The sequence below is a fragment of the Pseudoduganella violacea genome (assembly GCF_014191875.1).
Classification (GTDB): Bacteria; Pseudomonadota; Gammaproteobacteria; order Burkholderiales; family Burkholderiaceae_D; genus Rugamonas; species Rugamonas violacea_A.
Genome location: NZ_JACHXD010000002.1, coordinates 224,595 through 245,863 on the forward strand (window position 1 = coordinate 224,595; position 21,269 = coordinate 245,863).

Genomic DNA, 21,269 nt, shown 5'->3' on the forward strand with positions numbered 1-21,269 from the left:
CGCTTACGCTTCGCGCAGGGTTTGCAGCGGCGGCTTGCTCAGCACCGAACGCAGCCCCAGCCAGCCGCCGATGATGGCGCACAGCGCGCCCGCCGCGAGACCGGCCGCCCACACCGTCGGCGAGAAGGACCAGGCGAATTTGAACTGGTAGGTCGCCAGCGCCCAGCCCAGGGCCGCCGCGCCGCTGGCCGCCAACAGGCCGGACAAGCCGCCCACCAGAGTGAATTCGATCAGCTGCGCCTGCGCCAGCTGCTTGCGCGTGGCGCCCAGGGCGCGCAGCAGGCCCGCTTCGCGCGTGCGCTCGTCCTGCGATCCCATCAGCGCCGCGTACAGCACCAGCACGCCCGAGGCCAGCGTGAAGACGAACAGGAATTCCACCGCCACGATGACCTGGTCCAGCACCGTCTGGATTTCGCGCAGCACGCCGCCGATATCGATGATGGTCAGGTTGGGGAATTCGCGCGCCAGCGTATTGCCCAGGGCAAGCGCCTGCTTCGGCAGGTGGAAGGAAGTGATCCAGGTCTGCGGCGTCTCGGCCATCGCGGCAGGATTGATGATGACGAAGAAGTTCACGCGCATCGAACCCCATTCCAGCTTGCGCAAGCTGGTGATCTTTGCATCGACGAAGGAACCGGCGATGTCGAAGCGCATGGTGTCGCCCAGCTTGAGCTTGAGCGTCTTGGCCAGCTCCTTTTCCACCGAAGCTTCGGCCGGCGCGCCGGCGCGGTCGGCGTACCACTGGCCGGAGGATATCTCATTGCCCTGCGGGATATCGGCCATCGTCGACAGATTGAATTCGCGGTCGGCCAGATTGCGCGCGCGCTCCTCCTCGTAGGTCTCCTGGGTGATGGCCTTGTCGTTCACCGCCACCAGGCGGCCCCGTACCATCGGATACATGGGTGCGCGCTGCACGCCGGCCTGGGCCAGCTTGGCGGCAATCGCGTCCTTCTGGTCCGGCTGGATATTGATGATGAAGCGGTTCGGCGCATCCGGCGGCAAGGTATTGCGCCAGGCCGTCATCAGGTCGCCGCGCACCACAGTCAGCAGCAGCAAGGCCATCAGGCCGAGCGACAGTGCGACGATCTGCACCACGGTGGCACCGGGACGGCGCTGCAGCGAGGTGATGGCGAAGCGCCAGCTCTGGGTATCGACCACGCCGCGCAAGGGCTTGAGCGCCTTCAGTCCCAGCCAGCCGACCAGGGCAAAGACGGCGAAGGCGCCGAGGAAGCCCAGGCCCGTGTAGGCAGCCAATTGCAGATCGCCCGCCTGCCACAACAGCAGCACAAAGAAACTGGCCAGACCCAGGCCATACGTCGCCAGCGCCATGGGACGCGGCGGCGCCTGTTCGCGCCGGATCACGCGGTTATGCGGCACATTGCGCAGTTGCAGGATGGGCGGTAGGGCGAAGCCGGCCAGCAGCAGCATGCCGGTCGCCACGCCATGCAGCAGCGGCGTGACGGTCGGCGGCGGCAGGTCGGCCGTCACCAGCTTGCCCAGCATCTCCAGCAGCAGGAAGTGGCTGGCGAAACCGAGCAAGGCGCCGAGCAGGCTGCCCGCCAGGCCGACCATCAGGAATTCGGTCAGGTAAATGCCCGTCACCTGGTTTTGCGTCAGGCCCAGGCAGCGCAGCATGGCGCAGGAATCCAGGTGGCGCGTCATGAAGCGGCGCGCCGCCATCGCCACGGCCACCGCCGCCAGCATGGCCGACAACAGCCCCACCAGCGACAGGAAGCGGTCGGCCCGCTCCAGCGTGGCGCGCATCTCGCCACGTCCTTCGGCCAGCGTTTCGATCGACACGCCCTTCAGCTTTTCATCCTTGATCTTGGCCTTGAGCCAGTCGCCATAGCCATCCACCGCAGCCATCTGGCGCGTGGACGGCGCCGCCAGCAGCAGGCGGTAGCCGATGCGCGCGCCCGGCTGCTCCAGACCGGTGGCGGCCAGGTCGGCCAGCGGCAGCATCACGCGCGGCGCGAAGTTGATGAAGCCGCCGCCGCGGTCCGGTTCGGAGGCGATCAGCCGGGCCACGGTAAAGCTCTTGTCGCCCAGGCGCAGCGTGCCGCCCACCTCTACCTGCAAGCCGGCCAGGATATTCGGATCGATCCACACCGTGCCCGGCGCCGGGATGCCTTCCGCAAAGGCGCCGATGCTTTCATGCGCCTGCGCCGCCTGCGCCGTCACCTTCAGCCGGCCGCGCAGCGGATAGCCGGGACTGACCGCCTTCAGCGCCACCAGCAGCGACTGGGTGGCGTCGCCCTCGCCCGCCTGGGCCATGCTGGGGAAAGCCACCGTTTCGGCCAGCAGCAGGCCGCGCTGGCGCGCTTCGGCGCGCCAGGCCTCGGGAATGGGCTTATCGGAAAACACCAGCAGGTCCGCGCCCAGCAACTGGTGCGCGTCGCGGTTCAACGCCGTGCGCAGACGGTCGATGAAGAAGCCGGTGGCCGACAGCGCGGCCACCGCAACGATCAACGCCAGCAGCAGAAAGCGCAACTGGCCGGCGCGCCAGTCGCGCGCCGTCATTCTCAGGGCTTGCAGGAACATGTATCTCCTTGCAGGACAGGCGGCGCGGGCCGTCCGCCGTCGACTTCGATCAGGTCAAATTAAAGGCGGCGAAATAGGCATCCACATCATCCAGATGTTTTTGCTTGTCCGCCTCGCTCAGGAAGGATGCCACAAAACTATTGCGCGCCAGCTGGTAAGCATGCTGCAGGCCCAAAGGCAGCGAGTCGAAAGCGGCCAGCAGATTTTCGTTCAGATAGCCGCCGAAATAGGCCGGATCGTCCGAATTGACGGTGGCGACCAGGCCAGCGTCCAGCAGCTGCAGCAGATTGTGCTGCTTCATATCCCTGAACACGCACAGCTTGATGTTCGACAGCGGGCATACCGTCAGCGGCATGCCCTCTTCGGCCAGGCGCCTGGTCAGGGCATGGTCTTCCAGGCAGCGCACGCCGTGGTCGATGCGCTCAACGTGCAGCACATCGAGGGCCGCGTAAATATAGGCTGGCGGGCCTTCCTCGCCGGCGTGGGCCACCAGGCGCAAGCCCAGGTCCTTGCAGCGCGAGAAGACGCGCGCAAACTTCTCTGGCGGGTTGCCGACCTCGGATGAATCCAGTCCCACGCCGATGAATTTATCGCGGTAAGGCAGGGCCGCTTCCAGCGTGGCGATGGCGTCGTCCTCGCTCAGGTGGCGCAGGAAGCACAGGATCAGGGTGGCGCTGACCGGGCTGTCCTGGCAGGCGCGGTGGATGCCGTTGATGACGGTGGCCATCGGCACGCCGCGCGCGGTATGGGTCTGCGGGTCGAAGAAGATTTCGGTATGGCGCACATGGTCCGCTTCGGCGCGGCGCAGATAGGCCGCCGTCATATCGTAGAAATCCTGCTCCTGCAGCAATACGCTGGCGCCGGCATAGTAGATGTCGAGGAAAGATTGCAGGTCCTTGAAGGCATAGGCGGCGCGCAGCGCCTCCACGGAAGCGTAAGGCAGGCTGACGCCATTGCGTTCGGCCAGCGCGAAAATCAGTTCGGGTTCGAGCGAACCTTCGATATGGATATGCAGCTCGGCCTTGGGCATGTTCTGCACGATGGAGCGCAGCGATGTATGCATTTTATTGTTCCCCTGGGTGTGTGGCGTGAAGACCAGCCATCTTAACCGATGCGCGCCGCCTTGTTTTTCGGCCCGCCATGCCGCACGTTTTACACGCTGGCCTGCACGGCTCAGGCAAGCATGTTACTGTGGCAGAAATGCGTGCAAAACCACACACAAAAGCCATGAAATATTTCAAAAAATATTTAATATTCCCTTTTTAAATCAATTATTTAGAATGCGCTATTAACGATATTGCGACATATGTTTTGACTTCCTGGGGCAACGGAGCAATAATAAATTTCATAGACGTAAGATGCGTTACGGCGAACACACAAACATCCGGCACCACGCTGCCGCACCAACAAGAAGGCCAGCTCCAAGGTATGGGCAATCCATACTGGCACAGGAAGCTGGCAGCATATAAAACAAGAAGAATCAGGAGAACCAGCACATACCAGAATCAGGCCAGCAGCTCCCTTTTTTCATGACTGCCGACCGCGTGACAAGCTAGCAGGTTTACATTAAAGGACATTCAAATGACCATTTTTGACAACTACGCAGCACGGTACGAGCGCACCAGGGAAGAGGAAATGTCGCTTTCCGAATATCTGGCCCTATGCAAGAAAGACCGGCTGACCTACGCTTCGGCGGCCGAACGCATGCTGGCCGCCATCGGCGAGCCGACCCTGGTCGATACGCGCAACGACACCCGCCTGTCGCGCATCTTCGCCAACAAGGTCATCAAGATTTATCCCGCCTTCCGCGAGTTCTACGGCATGGAGGAAGTGATCGAACAGGTCGTTTCCTATTTCCGCCACGCCGCGCAAGGCCTGGAAGAACGCAAGCAAATCCTCTATCTGCTGGGCCCGGTCGGCGGCGGCAAGTCCTCGATCGCGGAAAAGCTCAAGTCCCTGATGGAGCAAGTGCCTTTCTACTGCCTGAAAGGTTCGCCGGTCAACGAATCGCCGCTGGGCCTGTTCAGCGAGCAGGAAGACGGCACCATCCTGGAAGAGGACTACGGCATCCCGCGCCGCTATCTGCGCAATATCCCCAGCCCCTGGGCCGTCAAGCGCCTGCATGAATTCAACGGCGACATCAACCAGTTCCGCGTGGTCAAGCGCTATCCCTCGGTGCTGAAGCAGGTCGCCATTTCGAAAACCGAGCCGGGCGACGAGAACAACCAGGACATTTCCTCGCTGGTGGGCAAGGTCGACATCCGCAAGCTGGAAGACTATGCCCAGGACGATCCCGACGCCTACAGCTATTCCGGCGGCCTGTGCCTGGCCAACCAGGGCTTGATGGAATTCGTCGAGATGTTCAAGGCGCCGATCAAGGTGCTGCACCCGCTGCTGACGGCCACCCAGGAAGGCAATTACAAGGGCACGGAAGGCTTCGGCGCCATCCCCTTCGACGGCATCATCCTGGCCCACTCGAATGAATCGGAATGGAAGAGCTTCAAGAACAACCGCAATAACGAAGCCTTCCTCGACCGGATTTACATCGTCAAGGTGCCGTACTGCCTGCGCGTGACGGACGAGATCAAGATTTACGACAAGCTCATGGCCAACTCCTCGCTGGACAAGGCGCCCTGCGCGCCCGGCACCCTGCGCATGATGGCCCAGTTCGCCATCTTGTCGCGCCTGAAGGAGCCGGAAAATTCGAGCGTGTTCAGCAAGATGCTGGTCTACGATGGCGAGAACCTCAAGGACACCGACCCGAAAGCCAAGTCGCTGCACGAGTATGTCGACTACGCCGGCGTGGACGAGGGCATGAACGGCCTGTCGACCCGCTTCGCCTTCAAGATCCTGTCCAAGGTCTTCAACTTCGATTCGACCGAGGTGGCGGCCAATCCGGTGCACCTGCTGTATGTGCTGGAGCAGCAGGTCGAACGCGAGCAGTTCCCGCCCGAGACCGAGCAGAAATACTTCTCCTATATAAAAGAGCACCTGGCGCAGCGCTATGTCGAATTCATCGGCAAGGAAATCCAGACCGCCTATCTGGAAAGCTATTCCGAATACGGCCAGAACATCTTCGACCGCTATGTGACCTTTGCCGACTTCTGGATCCAGGACCAGGAATACCGCGATCCCGACACCGGCGAAAGCTTCGACCGCGAAGCGCTCAACAACGAGCTGGAAAAAATCGAGAAGCCGGCCGGGATTTCCAATCCCAAGGACTTCCGCAACGAGATCGTCAACTTCGGCCTGCGCGCACGGGCCAATAACGGCGGCAAGAATCCGGCCTGGACCAGCTACGAAAAATTCCGCACCGTGATCGAGAAGAAAATGTTCTCGAACACCGAGGAATTGCTGCCGGTGATTTCCTTCAACGCCAAGGCCAGCGCCGAGGACGCCAACAAGCACGCCGATTTCGTCGCGCGCATGGTGGAAAAGGGCTATACGGCCAAGCAGGTCCGCCTGCTGTGCGAATGGTATCTGCGCGTGAGGAAGTCATCCTAAGCCGACGGTGCGATAATACGTGGCGGGAGCTGCCTGGCTCCCGCCGCCCGCCGGTCCCAATGCAGCAGCAGGAGGCATGTTTTGACCTACCTCATCGATCGTCGCTTGCAAGGCAAGAACAAGTCCGCCGTCAACCGCGAACGCTTCTTGCGCCGTTACAAAGGCCAGATCAAGGATGCCGTGGGCCGCGCCATCAAGGGCCGCTCGATCACGGATATTGAGAATGGCGAGAAAGTCTCGATTCCCGTCAAGGACGTGAACGAGCCCACCTTCGGCCATGCCCATGGCGGCGTGTGGGAAGTGATCAACCCCGGCAACCAGGAATACCAGAAAGGCGACCAGATCACCCGCCCCAAAGGCGGCGGCGGTGCCGGGCGCGGCCGCGCCGGCAATAGCGACCAGCTCACCGAAGACGATTTCATCTTCGAACTGTCGCGCGAAGAATTCATGAATTATTTCTTCGAGGACTTGGAGCTGCCGCATATGGTGAAGACCCAGCTCACCGCGACCACCGAGTTCAAGCAGCAGCGCGCCGGGTACACGGTGTCGGGCACGCCGTCCAATATCCATGTGCTGCGTTCCCTGCGCGGCGCCCTCGGGCGGCGCATCGCCGTCGGCGGCAATTCGCGCAAGCGCCTGATCGAGGCCGAACGCGAGCTCGAGGAATTGCTGCTGGCCGGCGCGCCGCTGGAAGATCCCGACGTGGTCGAGCTGAAAAAGCTGATCCACCACCTGCACACGCGGCTGCTGGCCATCCCCTTCATCGACCCGTTCGACCTGCGCTACAGCAACCGGATCAAGGTGCCCAAGCCCATGACCCAGGCCGTGATGTTCTGCATCATGGACGTCTCCGGTTCGATGGACGAGCAGCGCAAGGATACGGCCAAGCGCTTCTTCATCCTGCTTTACCTCTTCCTCAAGCGCGTCTACGACAAGATCGAGGTGGTCTTCATCCGCCACCATACGGCCGCTTCCGAAGTCAGCGAAGATGAATTCTTCCACTCGCGCGAGTCGGGCGGCACCGTGGTCTCCTCGGCCCTGCACCTGCTCAACAAGATCATCGACGAGCGTTTCGCGCCGGGCCAGTGGAACAGCTATGTGGCCCAGGCCTCGGACGGCGACAACTGGGACAACGATTCCGTGCTGTGCCGCCAGCTGCTCATCAATACCATCATGCCCAAGGTGCAGTACTACACCTATGTCGAGATCACCGACGGGCCGCCGCAGAATCTGTGGGAACAGTACGCCCAGGTGCCGGACCACCATCCGAACTTTGCCATGCAAAAAATCGTCACGCCGGCCGATATCTATCCGGTGTTCCGCGAACTGTTCAAGAAGCAGCCGAAATAATCATGAACCAGATGATCAAACGCCAGCCGCATCCGCGCGCCCTGCCCGAACAATCGGAGTGGACCTTCGAACTGATCGAGCAGGCCCATGAGGAAATCCGCCGCGTGGCGGAAAACTTCGGCCTCGATACCTATCCGAACCAGCTGGAAATCATCACGGCCGAGCAGATGATGGACGCGTATACCTCGGTCGGCATGCCGGTCTCGTATAACCACTGGTCTTTCGGCAAGCATTTCCTGTCCACGGAAAAAGGCTATAAGCGCGGCCAGATGGGACTGGCGTATGAGATCGTCATCAACTCCAATCCCTGCATCGCCTATTTAATGGAAGAGAACAGCCTGACCATGCAGGCGCTGGTGATCGCCCACGCCGCCTATGGGCACAACTCTTTCTTTAAAGGCAACTACCTGTTCCGCACCTGGACCGACGCCGACGCCATCGTCGACTATATGGTGTTTGCCAAGAACTATATCGCCGAGTGCGAGCAGCGCCACGGCATCGACGCGGTCGAGCTGCTGCTCGATTCCTGCCACGCCATCCAGAATTACGGAGTGGACCGCTACAAGCGCCCGGCCAAGCTGTCGCTAGCCCAAGAGCAGGCGCGCCAGAAAGAGCGCGAAGCCTATCTGCAATCCCAGATCAACGAGCTGTGGCGCACCGTGCCGCGCCGTGAAGAAGCCGAAGTCGACAAGCCGGCGCCGCGCTTCCCGCAGGAGCCCGAAGAAAACCTGCTCTACTTTATAGAGAAGTACGCGCCGCTGCTCGAACCGTGGCAGCGCGAGATGGTGCGCATCGTGCGCAAGATTTCCCAGTATTTCTATCCGCAGCGCCAGACCCAGGTCATGAACGAGGGCTGGGCCACCTTCTGGCATTACACCATCCTCAACCAGCTGTATGCCGAAGGCGTGATCGGCGACGGCTTCATGATGGAATTCCTGAAAAGCCATACCAATGTGGTGTACCAGCCGCCGGTGCACAGCCCTTACTATAATGGCATCAACCCCTACGCCCTGGGCTTTGCCATGATGAGCGATATCCGCCGCATCTGCGAGAACCCGACCAGCGAAGACCGCGAATGGTTCCCCGATATTGCCGGCAGCGATTGGCGCAAGACCCTGGACTTCGCCATGCGCAACTTCAAGGATGAGAGCTTCATCGCCCAATTCCTGTCGCCGCGCCTGATCCGCGAGTTCCACTTCTTCGCCGTGCTCGACGACGACAAGAACGAGAAGCTGTCGGTGTCGGCCATCCATGACGAGCTGGGCTACCGCTATGTGCGCCAGCAACTGGCCGAGCAATACAATCTGGGCAACCGCGAGCCTAATATACAAGTGTGGTCGGTGAATACGCGCGACGACCGCGCACTGACGCTACGCCATACCCAGTTCCAGCGCCGCCCCTTGAATCAGCAAGCCGCCGAAGTGCTCAAGCATGTGGCCCGGCTGTGGGGCTTCGATGTGCACCTCGATACCGTCGCCCCGGACGGCCAGGTGGTCAGCACGCTGGAAGTCAAACGTGAAAAGCGCGCCCGCAATAGTTAAATCTGCACCCGGGGGCCGCCCGCCCCCTTCTCATCTGCTGTGCTAAACCGGCCGCCACCCCTGGTCCGGCCGGCCTAGTCCATTCATACCCCCACTCCCGTATGTAGTATTTTTTCATGTTAGCTAATTTACCATTCGTTTGAGCGCCGTTTGCCCTGGAAATTGCATATACTGAGGCAGAGGAGACATCGAGCAATGGTTGCAACAAAGCAACATCGAATACCAAATAAATCATTGCCGATCCACGGTTATCTGCGCAGAATATTCCGTTTTTTCCCGGATCGGAAAACTTCCCCATAGTGGCCGGCACCCCTCCCCAAAGTTGGGCCGATTTGTCTTGCGTTTTGTATCAGAACGGTGCAGTGCACCATGTTTCACGGGCCTTCCAGGGCCCGCTAAGAGCATGAAATTTAACCGGTTTTAGGGATCAAAATTCTATGTAAAATCAAGAATTCGTATGTATAATTCGCCGACGTCCCGGATGCGGCTGGAGCTTTTTGTCGCCTTAGGGGTTTAAGTTGCAGCAAAGAGTAGGTATTGGAGAAAGCAGGCATGAATTTCACGCATAACGGTAAGAGCCAGAAGAACTACACCGGCATTACCATCGTAATCTTGTTGCACATCCTGATTGGCTACGGTGTCGTGTCTGGCTTGGGCAAGCGCCTGGTCAGCAAGATGACCGAGCCAGTGGAGACCAAGATCATCGAGGAGGTTGCCCCTCCTCCGCCAAAGGAGCTGCCACCGCCACCGCCGCCGCCTGAAATGAAAGCGCCACCACCGCCCTTCATTCCACCGGTTGAAGTGAACGTGCAGCAAACCCCGCCGCCACAGAACGTGATCGCCAACGCGACCAACGTGAAGCCGGCGACTAACGAACTGCAGAAGCCGGCCCCGGCTGCACCGCCAGCACCGCCTGCACCGCCAGCCCAATCGGTTCGCGTCGAAGCAGTGGCTGATTTCAGCACCTGCGCGAAACCGGAATGGCCGAAGTCGTCTCTGCGTAACGAGGAAACGGGCACGGTAACCTTATCGTTCCTGATTGGAGCCGACGGCCGCGTCGTCGAATCCAAATTAGTGAAATCCAGTGGCTTTAGGGACTTGGACAAGGCCGCTCAAGTGGGCATCAGCAAGTGTAAATTCAAGCCTGCGATGATCGACGGCAAGCCGGAACAAGCGTGGAAGCAAATGCAATACGTCTGGACGCTGGAGTAAACCGGGACAGCAGCACCGTCTCACAACTTAGTAATTTCGTTGTCATTTAAGCCAGCGAACTGATTATTTTATCAATTTGGAGGAAGCATGTTTAAGAATACCCGTTTGTCCGCTGTACTGGCCGCTGTGCTGTTCTCGGTGACCGCAGCATCCGCCCTGGTGAGCGCCCCAGCTTTCGCTGACGCGCCGGCCTCGGCCGCCGCTGCCGCCCCTGCAGCCGCCCCAGCGGATACGGCCGCTGCACCAGCTGCTGACGCTGCTGCCGCTCCTGCAGCCAGCGCTCCAGCTGCCGGCAAACATGGCAATATGGAAGAAGTGGAAAACCCATTCGGTCTGCAAGCCGTGTGGAATGGCGGTTTCGTGCCACGCGCAACCCTGATCATCATGATCATCATGTCCATGGGTTCCTGGTACATCATCATCACCAAACTGATCGACCAGATGAAGATCATGCGTCAAGCCAAGGAAACTTCGGCTAAATTCTGGAAAGCTTCCTCGATCGCCGCTGGCTCCGCCACCCTGACCGAAGGCTCCCCATTCCGCTTCATCGCTGAATCGGGCACCAAGGCGACCGCCCACCACGACGGCGCCCTGCTGGAACAGATCGACCTGTCGACCTGGGTGACCATGTCCATCCAACGCGCTGTGGACAAAGTACAGTCCCGCCTGCAAGACGGCCTGTCCTTCCTGGCAACCGTGGGTTCGACCGCACCGTTCATCGGTCTGTTCGGTACCGTGTGGGGTATTTACGGCGCGCTGACCAACATCGGCATGACCGGTAACGCCTCGATCGACAAAGTCGCCGGCCCTGTGGGTGAAGCGCTGATCATGACCGCTTTCGGTCTGCTGGTCGCCGTTCCTGCCGTTCTGGGTTACAACTGGCTGGTACGTCGTAACAAGTCCGCGATGGAAGAAGTGCGTTCCTTCTCCGCTGACGTGCACTCCGTGCTGATTTCCGGCGCCATGTCCACCAGCGAAGCTGCTGGCCGCGCTGCCGGCGCTAAAAAGATTGGGTAATTAACCATGTCGATGTCCGTTGGCTCCGAGAGCGGAGAAGATACCGTAATGTCAGAGATCAACACGACGCCCCTCGTGGACATCATGTTGGTTCTTCTGATCATCTTCCTGATCACCAGCCCGGTCGTGCTCAAACTGCAGAAAATCACTCTGCCGGAAGAGACCAACCAGGCTATCCAGACTAAGCCAGAGAACGTCAACATCGTTATCAATAAAGATGGTGACATTTACTGGAACCAGAAGAAAATGGCGGACACCAATGAGTTGTTCGATTTTCTGAAGGTAGAGGCGGTAAAGCTGCCCCAGCCGGAAGTGCATGTGCGCGGCGACCAAGACGCGCGCTATGAATTCGTCGGCAAGGTCATCTACACTGCCCAGCGTGCTGGCATCCAGAAGGTCGGTTTCATCACCGAACCACCTGACAAGATGTAAAGCCCTGGACGTCCCGTCCGCCCCGCTGGCGGGACGTCTATCTTAAAAGGAACACACCCATGAGTATGAATGTCGGTTCGGGTAGCGCTGCTGGCGCGGATCCGGAACCAATGATGGAAGTGAACATGACGCCGCTGATCGACGTCATGCTGGTGCTGATCATCATGCTGATTATCACGATTCCGAAAGCGAATCACTCGGTGAACTTGAATATGCCGGTCGGCACCCCGCCGCCGCCCACCAAGGAACCCGTGGTTGTGACGATCGACGTGGACTTTGACGGCACCATTCTGTGGGACAACGCGGTTATTCCTGACCGCTCGACCCTGGAAGCGAAGTTGATGACCGTGGCAGCGCAAGCTGACCAGCCTGAGGTGCATCTGCGCCCCAACAAGCTGGTGTCGTATAAAGTGGTAGCAGGCGTGATGGCTTCGGCCCAGCGTCTGGGCGTAACCAAGATTGGCCTGGTCGGTAACGAACAGTTCCAATAAAGCTACGTTTGATCCCCGGATAGGCAGGCCTCCCCTGCCTATTTCGCTTTTTGATGAAAGAACTTTTTCCCATGCCTAAGTTTCGTCTCGCTCATCTCGGCCTGGTGATGGCCGCTATTGGTTTTAACGCAGCTGCCCCCCTGGTCGGCCTGAGCTCGGTAGCCCACGCCGCCGACGCCATCCGCGCCGAAGTCGGCAAGCCCCTGCAAGAAGCACAGAAACTGGCACAGGCCGGCAAGAACAAGGAAGCCCTGGCCAAGCTGAAGGAAGCCGATGCGGTCGGCGGCAAATCCGACAACGAAAAATACATGATCGAGCGTACCCGCGTGTCGGCCGCCATGGCTGCCGGCGACAACGATACCGCCGTCAAAGCGCTCGAAACGGTGCTCAATTCCGGCCGCCTGTCCGCCGCCGAAACGCCGAAATTCACCCAGGCCCTGGCCAGCATCTATTACCGCGCCAAGGACTATCCGAAAGCCATCACCTGGATTCAGCGTTCGCTGAAGGACAGCAACGACGGCCAGATGCGCCAGCTGCTGATCCAGTCCTACTACCAGAGCGGCAAGTACGCCGAAGCGGCCAAGGAACTGCAAGCCCAGGGCGGCCGCGCCAGCGAAGAAAGCCTGCAAATGCTGGCCAATATCCAGCTCAAGCAGAACGACAAGGCTGGTTATGTGAACACCCTGGAAAAACTGGCCGCCAGTTATCCGAAAACCAGCTACTGGGCTGACCTGCTGAACCGCGTGGTCGGCAAGCCGGGCTTCTCGACCAGCACCCTGAACCTCGACGTGCTGCGCCTGAAACTGGCGCTGGGCCTGCTGGCCAAGCCGGGCGAGTACATGGAAATGTCGCAGCTGTCCCTGCAGTCGGGCAATCCGGCCGAAGCGCTCAAGGTCGTCGAGCAAGGCTACAAGAAAGGCGCGCTGGGCACCGGCGCCGATGCCGGCCGTCACCAGCGTCTGAAAGACCTGGCGCTGAAAACCCAGGCCGACAACGCCAAGGGCCAAGCCGCCCAGGAAGCTGAGCTGATCAAGAACAAGGATGCCGACGGCCTGGCCAATATGGGCTTCGCGCTGGTCTCAGAAGGCAAGGGCGACCAGGGTCTGAAACTGATCGAGCAAGCCATCAAGTTCGGCAGCGCCAAGCGTCCTGAAGAAATGAAGCTGCACTTCGGCCTGGCCCAGTTCAACGCCGGCAAGAAAGCGGCCGCCCTGAGCACCCTGAAAAGTGTGAAAGGCGAGCATGGCGAAGCCGAGCTGGCACGCTACTGGACCATGTACATCAACCATCCGATGTAATAGCGCGGACCCGGTAACGGGCCGGGCGCGTCCCGCAAAGCGCTGTCTGCCCCGCAGGCAGCGCTTTTTCTTTGCCTGGCCGCCGGTCCGGGAATGTTGCACTGCGAGGTTCTTAGTTGAATCTGTATAATCCACCATTCCGGACCCGTTTTTTAAGTACAGAATCCCCATGAAGGTATTTCGCGGACTTCCCAATGCTGCGGCGCGCGCGCCCTGCGCCCTGACCATAGGCAATTTCGATGGCGTCCATCTGGGCCACCAGGCCTTGCTGGCACAGGTGCGTTCAGCCGCCGACCGTCTTGGCCTGGAAGCGGCCGTGATGACCTTCGAGCCGCATCCGCGCGAATTCTTTGCGCGCAAGGCGCGCGATATGTCGAAAGCGCCGCCGCGCATCGCCAATCTGCGCGACAAGCTCAAATCGCTGGACGACCACGGCATCGACCGCGTCATCGTCGAGCATTTCTCCGAACCTTTCGCCGCCCTGACGCCGGAACAATTCACGCGCGACGTGCTGGTGGAAGGCTTGCACGTCAAATGGCTGATGGTGGGCGACGACTTCTGCTACGGCGCGCGCCGCGCCGGCAATGTGCAGATGCTGATGGAAGCGGGCCGCGAGTACGGCTTCCACGTCGAAGCCCTGCCCACGGTGATGAACGGCGCCAGCCGCATCTCGTCCTCCGCCGTGCGCGCCGCGCTGGCCGATGGCGATTTCGCCCACGCCGAACAGCTGCTGGGCCACCCCTATTCGATTTCCGGCCATGTGATCCATGGCCAGAAGCTGGGCCGCACGCTCGGCTTCCCCACGCTGAACCTGCGCGTGCCGCACCGCCCCGCGCTGTCCGGCATCTTCATCGTGCAGGTGCACGGCCTGGCCGGGACGCCCTTGCCCGCCGTGGCCAGCCTCGGCGTGCGCCCCACCGTGGAAGACAGCGGCCGCGTGCTGCTGGAAGTGCATATCTTCGACTTCGCCCGCCAGTGCTACGGCGAGGCGGTGCGCGTGGAATTCCTGCACAAAATCCGCGACGAAGAAAAATTCATCGATCTGCCCACCCTGACGGCCGCCATCCAGCGCGATTCCGACCAGGCGCGCGCCTTCTTCATGGAGCGCAGCGGCGCCGTCAACGCAACCGACCGAATTTGACCCTGGCCCGCCTTCATCGAGCGCCCAGCGCATCCCTTATACGAACACCATAAAGATCCGATATGTCCGACAACAAAGCAAAGAAGGCCGAGAGCAAATACCCGGTCAATATGACCGAAACCCCATTCCCGATGCGCGGCGACCTGTCCAAGCGCGAACCGAACTGGGTCAAGCAGTGGCAGGACAAGAAAATCTACCAGCGCATCCGCAAGGCTGCCGCCGGCCGTCCGAAATTCATCCTGCACGACGGTCCTCCTTACGCCAACGGCGACATCCACCTGGGCCACGCCGTCAACAAGATCCTGAAGGACATCGTGGTCAAGTCGCGCACCCTGGCCGGCTTCGACGCACCTTACGTGCCGGGCTGGGACTGCCACGGCATGCCGATCGAGATCCAGATCGAAAAACTGTATGGCAAGAACCTGCCGACCGCCGAGGTGCTGAGCAAGGCGCGCGCCTATGCTTCGGAGCAGGTGGAACGCCAGAAGCAGGGCTTCGTGCGCCTGGGCGTGCTGGGCGAATGGGACAACCCTTACCTGACCATGGCCCACGGCAATGAAGCGGACGAACTGCGCTCGCTCGGCAAGCTGCTGGAAAAAGGCTATGTCTACCGCGGCCTGAAACCGGTCAACTGGTGCTTCGACTGCGGCTCGGCCCTGGCCGAGGCGGAAGTGGAATACCAGGACAAGAAAGATCCGGCCATCGACGTCGGCTTCGCCTTCGCCGAGCACGACAAGCTGGCCAAGGCCTTCGACCTGCCTGCCCTGCCTGCCGCCGATGGCTTCATCGTCATCTGGACCACCACGCCATGGACCATTCCGTCCAACCAGGCGCTGAACGTGCACCCCGAGCTGAAATACGCCCTGGTGCAGACCGAGCGCGATGGCAAGCCCCTGCTGCTGATCCTGGGACAGGATCTGGTGGAAAACTGCCTGACGCGCTACAAGCTCGAAGGCGTCACCCTCGGCACCTGCGACGGCGCAGCGCTGGCCGGCATCCGCTTCAAGCACCCGCTGCACGCGCGCGACGCCTTCTACGACCGCACTTCGCCGGTCTACCTGGCCGATTACGTGACCACCGACAGCGGCACCGGCGTGGTGCACTCGGCCCCGGCCTACGGCTTGGACGACTTCGTGTCCTGCAAATCGCACGGCATGAAGGACGACGAGATCCTGAAACCGGTGATGGGCGACGGCAAATACGTCGACAGCCTGCCGCTGTTCGGCGGCATGACCATTTGGGAAGCCTCCAAGCCGATCTGCGGCGCGCTGCGCGAAGCGGGCGCCCTGTTCGAACTGAAGATGTTCGACCACAGCTATATGCACTGCTGGCGCCACAAGACCCCGATCGTCTACCGCGCCACCTCGCAGTGGTTCGCCGGCATGGACGCCCATCCGAAAGACGGCGGCCCGACCCTGCGCCAGACCGCGCTCAAAGGCATCGAGCAGACCCGCTTCTTCCCCGACTGGGGCCAGGCGCGCCTGCACGGCATGATCGCCAACCGTCCGGACTGGACCCTGTCGCGCCAGCGCCAGTGGGGCGTGCCGATGGCCTTCTTCCTACACAAGGAAACGGGCGATCTGCATCCGCGCACCCCTGAACTGCTGGAGCAAGTGGCGCAGCTGATCGAGAAGAGCGGCATCGAAGCCTGGCTCACGCTCGACCCGGCCACCCTGCTGGGCGAGGAAGCGGCCATGTACGTCAAGAACAAGGACACGCTGGACGTGTGGTTCGATTCCGGCACCACCCACCAGACCGTGTTGCGCGGCTCACACGCCGAGCAGAGCGCCTTCCCGGCCGACCTGTATCTGGAAGGTTCGGACCAGCACCGCGGCTGGTTCCACTCCTCGCTGCTGACCTCCTCCATGCTGAACGGCCAGCCGCCCTACAAGGCGCTGCTGACGCACGGCTTCACCGTGGACGGCGAAGGCAAGAAGATGTCCAAGTCGCTGGGCAACACGCTGGCGCCGCAGAAGATCTCCGACACCCTGGGCGCCGACATCCTGCGCCTGTGGATCGCCGCCACCGACTACACCGGCGAGCTGTCGATCTCGGACGAGATCCTCAAGCGCGTCACCGAGTCCTACCGCCGCATCCGCAACACCCTGCGCTTCCTGCTGGCCAACACCTCGGACTTCGACCCGGCCAAGAACGCCGTGCCGCTGGCCGAACTGGCTGAAATCGACCGCTATGCGATCGCCAATATGGCCGCCCTGCAGGCCACGCTGGAGAAGCATTACGAGAACTACGAGTTCCACCCGGTGGTGTCGAAGCTGCAGAACTTCTGCTCGGAAGACCTGGGCGGCTTCTACCTGGACATCCTGAAGGACCGTCTGTACACCACGGCCGTCGATTCCAAGGCGCGCCGCTCGGCCCAGACCGCGCTGTGGCACATCACGCAAAGCCTGCTGCGCCTGATGGCGCCGGTGCTGTCCTTCACGGCCGAGGAAGCCTGGGCCATCTTCGCCGGTTCGGAAGCCTTCCAGGCCAGCGACGAAACCATCTACACCCAGACCTGGTGGCAGCTGCCGCAACTGGCCGATGGCGCCGCCCTGCTGGAGAAGTACGCCGCCATCCGCGCCGTGCGCAACGACGTGACCAAGCAGCTGGAAGACCTGCGCGCTTCGGGCGCCATCGGCTCCTCGCTGCAGGCGGAACTGGAGATCAAGGCATCCGGCGACAAGTACAAAGTGCTGGCCAGCCTGGACGACGAGCTGAAATTCGTCTTCATCACTTCGCTGGCCAAGGCCGTCGAAGTGGCGGCCGAAGCGGATGAAGCGGTGAACGTGGCCGCCTCCAGCGCCGAGAAGTGCGAGCGCTGCTGGCACTACCGCGCCGACGTGGGCAGCCATGCGGAGCACCCAAGCCTGTGCGGCCGCTGCCACAGCAATCTGTTCGGCGCCGGCGAACAGCGCCAGTACGCATAAGTCATCACCACCGTCCCGTCAGCGCGTCGCGGCGCGCTGACGGCCACGCAATCCTGGCACATATCCATGGCAACCAACAAGAAAACCTTCTCGACTTCTTCCCCCAGCATGAATCCCTGGCTGGGCATCGCTGCCATCGTCATCCTGTTCGACCAGCTCAGCAAGATCACCATCACCAAGATGTTCCGCTTGGGCGATGAACTGGTCGTCACCAAATTCTTCAACCTGGTGCTGGCCTACAACCGCGGCGCCGCGTTCAGCTTCCTCTCCAATGAGAGCGGCTGGCAGCGCTACTTCTTCACCGCCATCGGCATCGCCGCCGCCCTGTTCATCGTCTACCTGCTGCGCAAGCACGCCGGCCAACGTCTGTTCTGCTGGGCGCTGGCCCTGATTCTGGGCGGCGCGGTGGGCAATGTGATCGACCGCATGGTGTACGGCCATGTGATCGATTTCCTCGACTTCCACTGGCGCGGCCTGGGCCACTTCCCGGCCTTCAATATCGCCGATTCGGCCATCTGCGTCGGCGTCGGCCTGTTCATACTCGACGAACTGCGCCGGGTGAATAAGTAATCCGAGGGAGAAGCATGATGGAACTCGCTGGCAAAAAAATCGTTCTCGGCCTGTCGGGCGGCGTAGCGTGCTACAAGGCCGCTGAGCTGTGCCGCGCCCTGAGCAAGGAAGGCGCTTCGGTGCAGGTGGTGATGACCGATGCGGCCACCCACTTCATCACCGCCGTCACCATGCAGGCGCTGTCGGGCAAGCCGGTGTTCAGCAGCCAGTGGGATCCGCGCGTGAACAATAATATGGCCCATATCGACGTCACGCGCGACGCCGACGCCATCATCATCGCGCCCTGCTCGGCCGACTTCATGGTCAAGCTGGCGCACGGCGTGTGCGACGACCTGCTCTCGACCATGTGCCTGGCGCGTCCACGCCATGTGCCGCTGCTGGTGGCGCCGGCCATGAATGTGGAAATGTGGACCAATCCGGCCACCCAGCGCAACGCCGCCCAGCTGCGCGAGGACGGCATCGCCATCCTCGGCCCGGCCGCCGGCGACCAGGCTTGCGGCGAAACCGGCATGGGCCGCATGCTCGAACCAGAACAGCTGCTGGCCGAAATCATCGCCGCCTTCCAGCCCAAATCCCTGGCCGGCCGCCGCATCCTGATCACGGCCGGCCCCACCTTCGAGCCGATCGATCCGGTGCGCGGCATCACCAATCTTTCCTCCGGCAAGATGGGGTATGCCGTGGCGCGCGCCGCGCGCGAAGCCGGCGCCGAAGTGCTGCTGGTGTCCGGCCCCACGGCCTTGGAAACGCCTTTCGGCGTGCAGCGCGTGAACGTGCAAAGCGCCCAGCAGATGCACGACGCCGTGATGGATGCGCTGGGCGGCCAGCACGTCTTCGTCTCGGTGGCCGCCGTGGCCGACTGGCGCGTGGCCAATCCCAGCACGCAGAAGGTCAAGAAAAGCGCCGACGGCAGCGTGCCGCAGCTGCAGTTCGAGCAAAACCCCGACATCCTCGCCGCCGTTGCCGCGCGCACCAGCCTGGCCGGTTATCCCTACTGCGTCGGCTTTGCCGCCGAATCGGAAAACCTGCTGGAATACGGCGCCGCCAAGCGCGAACGCAAGGGCATCCCTCTGCTGGTGGGCAATATCGGCCACCAGACTTTCGGCCAGGACGACAACACCATCATCCTGTTCGATGAAAACGGCCATACCATCCTGCCGCGCGCCGACAAACTGACCTTGGCGCGCCAGCTGGTATCGGAAATCTCCAAACGCATTGAAAAGAACTCGCTGTTCCAGTAATCCCATGAAATCCATCGACGTCAAAATCCTCGACCCGCGCATGAAAGAACAGATGCCGGCCTACGCGACGCCTGGCAGCGCCGGTCTCGATCTGCGCGCCTGCATCGACGCGCCCCTGGTCATCGAACCCGGCCAGACGGTGCTGGTGCCGACCGGCCTGGCCATCCATATCGGCGATCCCGGCTACGCTGCCATGATCCTGCCGCGCAGCGGCATGGGCCATAAGAACGGCATCGTTCTGGGGAATCTGGTAGGCTTGATCGACTCCGACTACCAGGGCCAGCTCATGGTCTCCACCTGGAACCGCGGCCATAGCACGTTCACCTTGAACCCCATGGAACGCCTGGCGCAGCTGATTATTGTGCCGGTCCTGCAAGTCGGCTTTAATATCGTGGACGACTTCGACGCCAGCGAACGCGGTGTCGGAGGTTTCGGCAGCACCGGCAAACACTAAGGACAGGTTTATGGCAGCAGGGATGATCAAGCTTGAAGGGATGGCACGAGCCGCAAGGCCGTTTATTTCACTCGCAGCGGCCTCCCTGCTCTTATCGGCCTGCTCCACCTTCCAGCCCCAGGCTCCTGTCAGCCAGGCGCCCACGCCCGCTACGCCGCCGGCCGAAACCGCGCCAGTGCTTACGCCACGCATGCTGGCCGCCCAGGACACCCTGAAAACCATGGTGGCGCTGCAGGACCGCCTGTACCGCGTCGCCGCCCCCCTGCTGATTAACAACGCCGACCTGTGCAAGACCCAGGCGCGCAATCTGCTCGGCTTCACGGCCAAGAACAAATACTCCTATCCTGGCGAATACGCCGACGCCGCGCGCGCGGTGCTGGGCTATAACGACCGCCTGCAAGTTTCCGGCGTACTGGCCGGCAGTGGCGCCGCCAGCGCCGGCCTGCGCAAGGGCGACGGCCTGGTCGCCGCCAACGGCAAGACCCTGCCCACCGGACGCGACGCCGAAACCGAAGCGGCCGGCGTGCTTGGCCCGCTGGTCTCCAGCCGCGCCTCGCTCAGCATGACCATCTCGCGCAACGGCCGCGAACAGGTGCTGAACATGCCCGTCACCCGCGCCTGCGCCTACCGCGTCGACCTGGGCAACGCCGACAATATCAACTCTTACGCCGACGGCTCGCGCGTGCTGCTCACGCGCGGCATGATCAACTTCGCCCAAAGCGACGAAGCCATCGCCTTCGTGCTGGCCAAGGACATCGCCCACAATGTGCTGGGCCACGCCGGCACCTTGCGCCAGAACGCCGCGCTGGCCAGCATGATCGACAACCTCGCCAGCGTGCGGCCCGACCTCTCGCTGCTGATCGGCAGCGGCGGCATCAAGCCGATGCCGCAAGAAATGGACGTGGCGGCCGACCAGCTCGCGCTGTACATGCTGGCGCGCGCCGGCTACAACATCGACCGCGCCAAAGCTTTCTGGCAGCGCCTCGCGGCCCAGTATCCGTCCTCGGTGCTGAACGGCTATATGGCGGTCCATCCCGCCACCACGGCGCGCTACGCCGCCATCGACCGGACCGTGGGCGAGATCAAGGCCAGGCAGGCCGGCAAGCGCCCGCTCGTTCCATAAGACCATGAAGACCTCCGGCCAGCTCGCGTGTTCCATCCTGCTGCTGGCCGCCTTGCTGCCCGCCGCCGTCCAAGCCGCGCCGCTGCGCAAGCTGCGCAGCGACAAGGACAGCACGCTCTATCTGGAGCGCGGCAGCATCCAGCGTGGCAAGGATGGACGCAAAGCCTGGCTGCTGCAATCGTTCCGCCAGCCCCAGACCGCGCCCGACGGCAAAATCTACCGTTCGCTCAAGCAGCAGCACCTGTATTCCTGCGAAGAGCGCAGCATCACCCTGGTGTCGCAGCTTTACTACGCCGAGCCGATGGCACGCGGCGAAGCCCTCGCCACCTACAAATACGAATCCTACGACGCCGAGCCGGTGGAAAAAGGCAGCCAATACGAGCGCGCCCTGAAAGCAGTCTGCGCCCGCAAACGCTAAGTTGATACAAGCCCG

General features: G+C 61.8%; 17 protein-coding genes. 15 read left to right on the forward strand and 2 right to left on the reverse strand.

Annotated features, from left to right (window positions below; translation table 11 throughout):
• Positions 1-3: 3 nt before the first annotated feature.
• Both FHS03_RS04085 and FHS03_RS04090 read right to left on the reverse strand, forming a co-directional pair.
• Positions 4-2,538: an ABC transporter permease gene (locus FHS03_RS04085; RefSeq protein ID WP_183439744.1), complete on the reverse strand. Its 2,535-nt coding sequence runs from the start codon at positions 2,536-2,538 to the stop codon at positions 4-6.
• A gap of 49 nt (positions 2,539-2,587) precedes the next feature.
• A complete protein-coding gene (locus FHS03_RS04090) occupies positions 2,588-3,601 on the reverse strand; it encodes an adenosine deaminase (protein WP_183439745.1) in 1,014 nt (337 codons plus the stop codon).
• A gap of 518 nt (positions 3,602-4,119) precedes the next feature.
• On the opposite strand from FHS03_RS04090, the gene FHS03_RS04095 reads away from it, so the two are divergent.
• The 15 genes from FHS03_RS04095 to FHS03_RS04165 all read left to right on the forward strand — a co-directional run bounded on the left by FHS03_RS04095 (position 4,120) and on the right by FHS03_RS04165 (position 21,254).
• Positions 4,120-6,042, forward strand: coding sequence for a PrkA family serine protein kinase (locus FHS03_RS04095; protein ID WP_183439746.1), 1,923 nt, complete (start codon positions 4,120-4,122; stop codon positions 6,040-6,042).
• Between the two features lie 81 nt (positions 6,043-6,123).
• Positions 6,124-7,392, forward strand: a complete 1,269-nt coding sequence (locus tag FHS03_RS04100) for a YeaH/YhbH family protein (RefSeq protein ID WP_183439747.1) — start codon at positions 6,124-6,126, stop codon at positions 7,390-7,392.
• Between the two features lie 2 nt (positions 7,393-7,394).
• Positions 7,395-8,933 (forward strand): SpoVR family protein, encoded by a 1,539-nt coding sequence (locus FHS03_RS04105; RefSeq protein ID WP_183439748.1) that lies wholly within the window; start codon positions 7,395-7,397, stop codon positions 8,931-8,933.
• Positions 8,934-9,485: 552 nt separating this feature from the next.
• Positions 9,486-10,145 (forward strand): energy transducer TonB, encoded by a 660-nt coding sequence (locus FHS03_RS04110; protein WP_183439749.1) that lies wholly within the window; start codon positions 9,486-9,488, stop codon positions 10,143-10,145.
• A gap of 87 nt (positions 10,146-10,232) precedes the next feature.
• Positions 10,233-11,162, forward strand: a complete 930-nt coding sequence (locus tag FHS03_RS04115; protein WP_217907203.1) for a MotA/TolQ/ExbB proton channel family protein — start codon at positions 10,233-10,235, stop codon at positions 11,160-11,162.
• Between the two features lie 6 nt (positions 11,163-11,168).
• Positions 11,169-11,594, forward strand: coding sequence for an ExbD/TolR family protein (locus tag FHS03_RS04120; RefSeq protein WP_050411901.1), 426 nt, complete (start codon positions 11,169-11,171; stop codon positions 11,592-11,594).
• Between the two features lie 59 nt (positions 11,595-11,653).
• Positions 11,654-12,085, forward strand: coding sequence for an ExbD/TolR family protein (locus FHS03_RS04125; RefSeq protein WP_183439750.1), 432 nt, complete (start codon positions 11,654-11,656; stop codon positions 12,083-12,085).
• A 71-nt stretch (positions 12,086-12,156) separates the two neighbouring features.
• Complete coding sequence (locus FHS03_RS04130) at positions 12,157-13,383, forward strand: tetratricopeptide repeat protein (protein WP_229426057.1); 1,227 nt, start codon at positions 12,157-12,159, stop codon at positions 13,381-13,383.
• A gap of 169 nt (positions 13,384-13,552) precedes the next feature.
• The gene (locus FHS03_RS04135) at positions 13,553-14,524 is read left to right on the forward strand and encodes a bifunctional riboflavin kinase/FAD synthetase (protein WP_183439751.1); all 972 of its coding nucleotides are present in this window, start codon (positions 13,553-13,555) and stop codon (positions 14,522-14,524) included.
• Between the two features lie 62 nt (positions 14,525-14,586).
• Positions 14,587-17,451 (forward strand): isoleucine--tRNA ligase, encoded by a 2,865-nt coding sequence (gene ileS / locus FHS03_RS04140; RefSeq protein ID WP_183439752.1) that lies wholly within the window; start codon positions 14,587-14,589, stop codon positions 17,449-17,451.
• A gap of 66 nt (positions 17,452-17,517) precedes the next feature.
• Positions 17,518-18,021 carry a signal peptidase II gene (gene lspA / locus FHS03_RS04145; protein WP_183439753.1) on the forward strand — a complete coding sequence of 168 codons (504 nt, stop codon included), beginning with the start codon at positions 17,518-17,520 and terminating at the stop codon, positions 18,019-18,021.
• A 17-nt stretch (positions 18,022-18,038) separates the two neighbouring features.
• Positions 18,039-19,259, forward strand: a complete 1,221-nt coding sequence (gene coaBC, locus FHS03_RS04150; RefSeq protein ID WP_183440041.1) for a bifunctional phosphopantothenoylcysteine decarboxylase/phosphopantothenate--cysteine ligase CoaBC — start codon at positions 18,039-18,041, stop codon at positions 19,257-19,259.
• 4 nt (positions 19,260-19,263) lie between these two features.
• The gene (dut, locus tag FHS03_RS04155) at positions 19,264-19,713 is read left to right on the forward strand and encodes a dUTP diphosphatase (RefSeq protein WP_183439754.1); all 450 of its coding nucleotides are present in this window, start codon (positions 19,264-19,266) and stop codon (positions 19,711-19,713) included.
• Between the two features lie 40 nt (positions 19,714-19,753).
• On the forward strand, positions 19,754-20,836 hold the full coding sequence (locus FHS03_RS04160; protein WP_229426058.1) for a M48 family metallopeptidase: 1,083 nt from the start codon (positions 19,754-19,756) through the stop codon (positions 20,834-20,836).
• Positions 20,837-20,840: 4 nt separating this feature from the next.
• On the forward strand, positions 20,841-21,254 hold the full coding sequence (locus tag FHS03_RS04165) for a surface-adhesin E family protein (protein ID WP_183439755.1): 414 nt from the start codon (positions 20,841-20,843) through the stop codon (positions 21,252-21,254).
• Positions 21,255-21,269 lie beyond the last annotated feature (15 nt).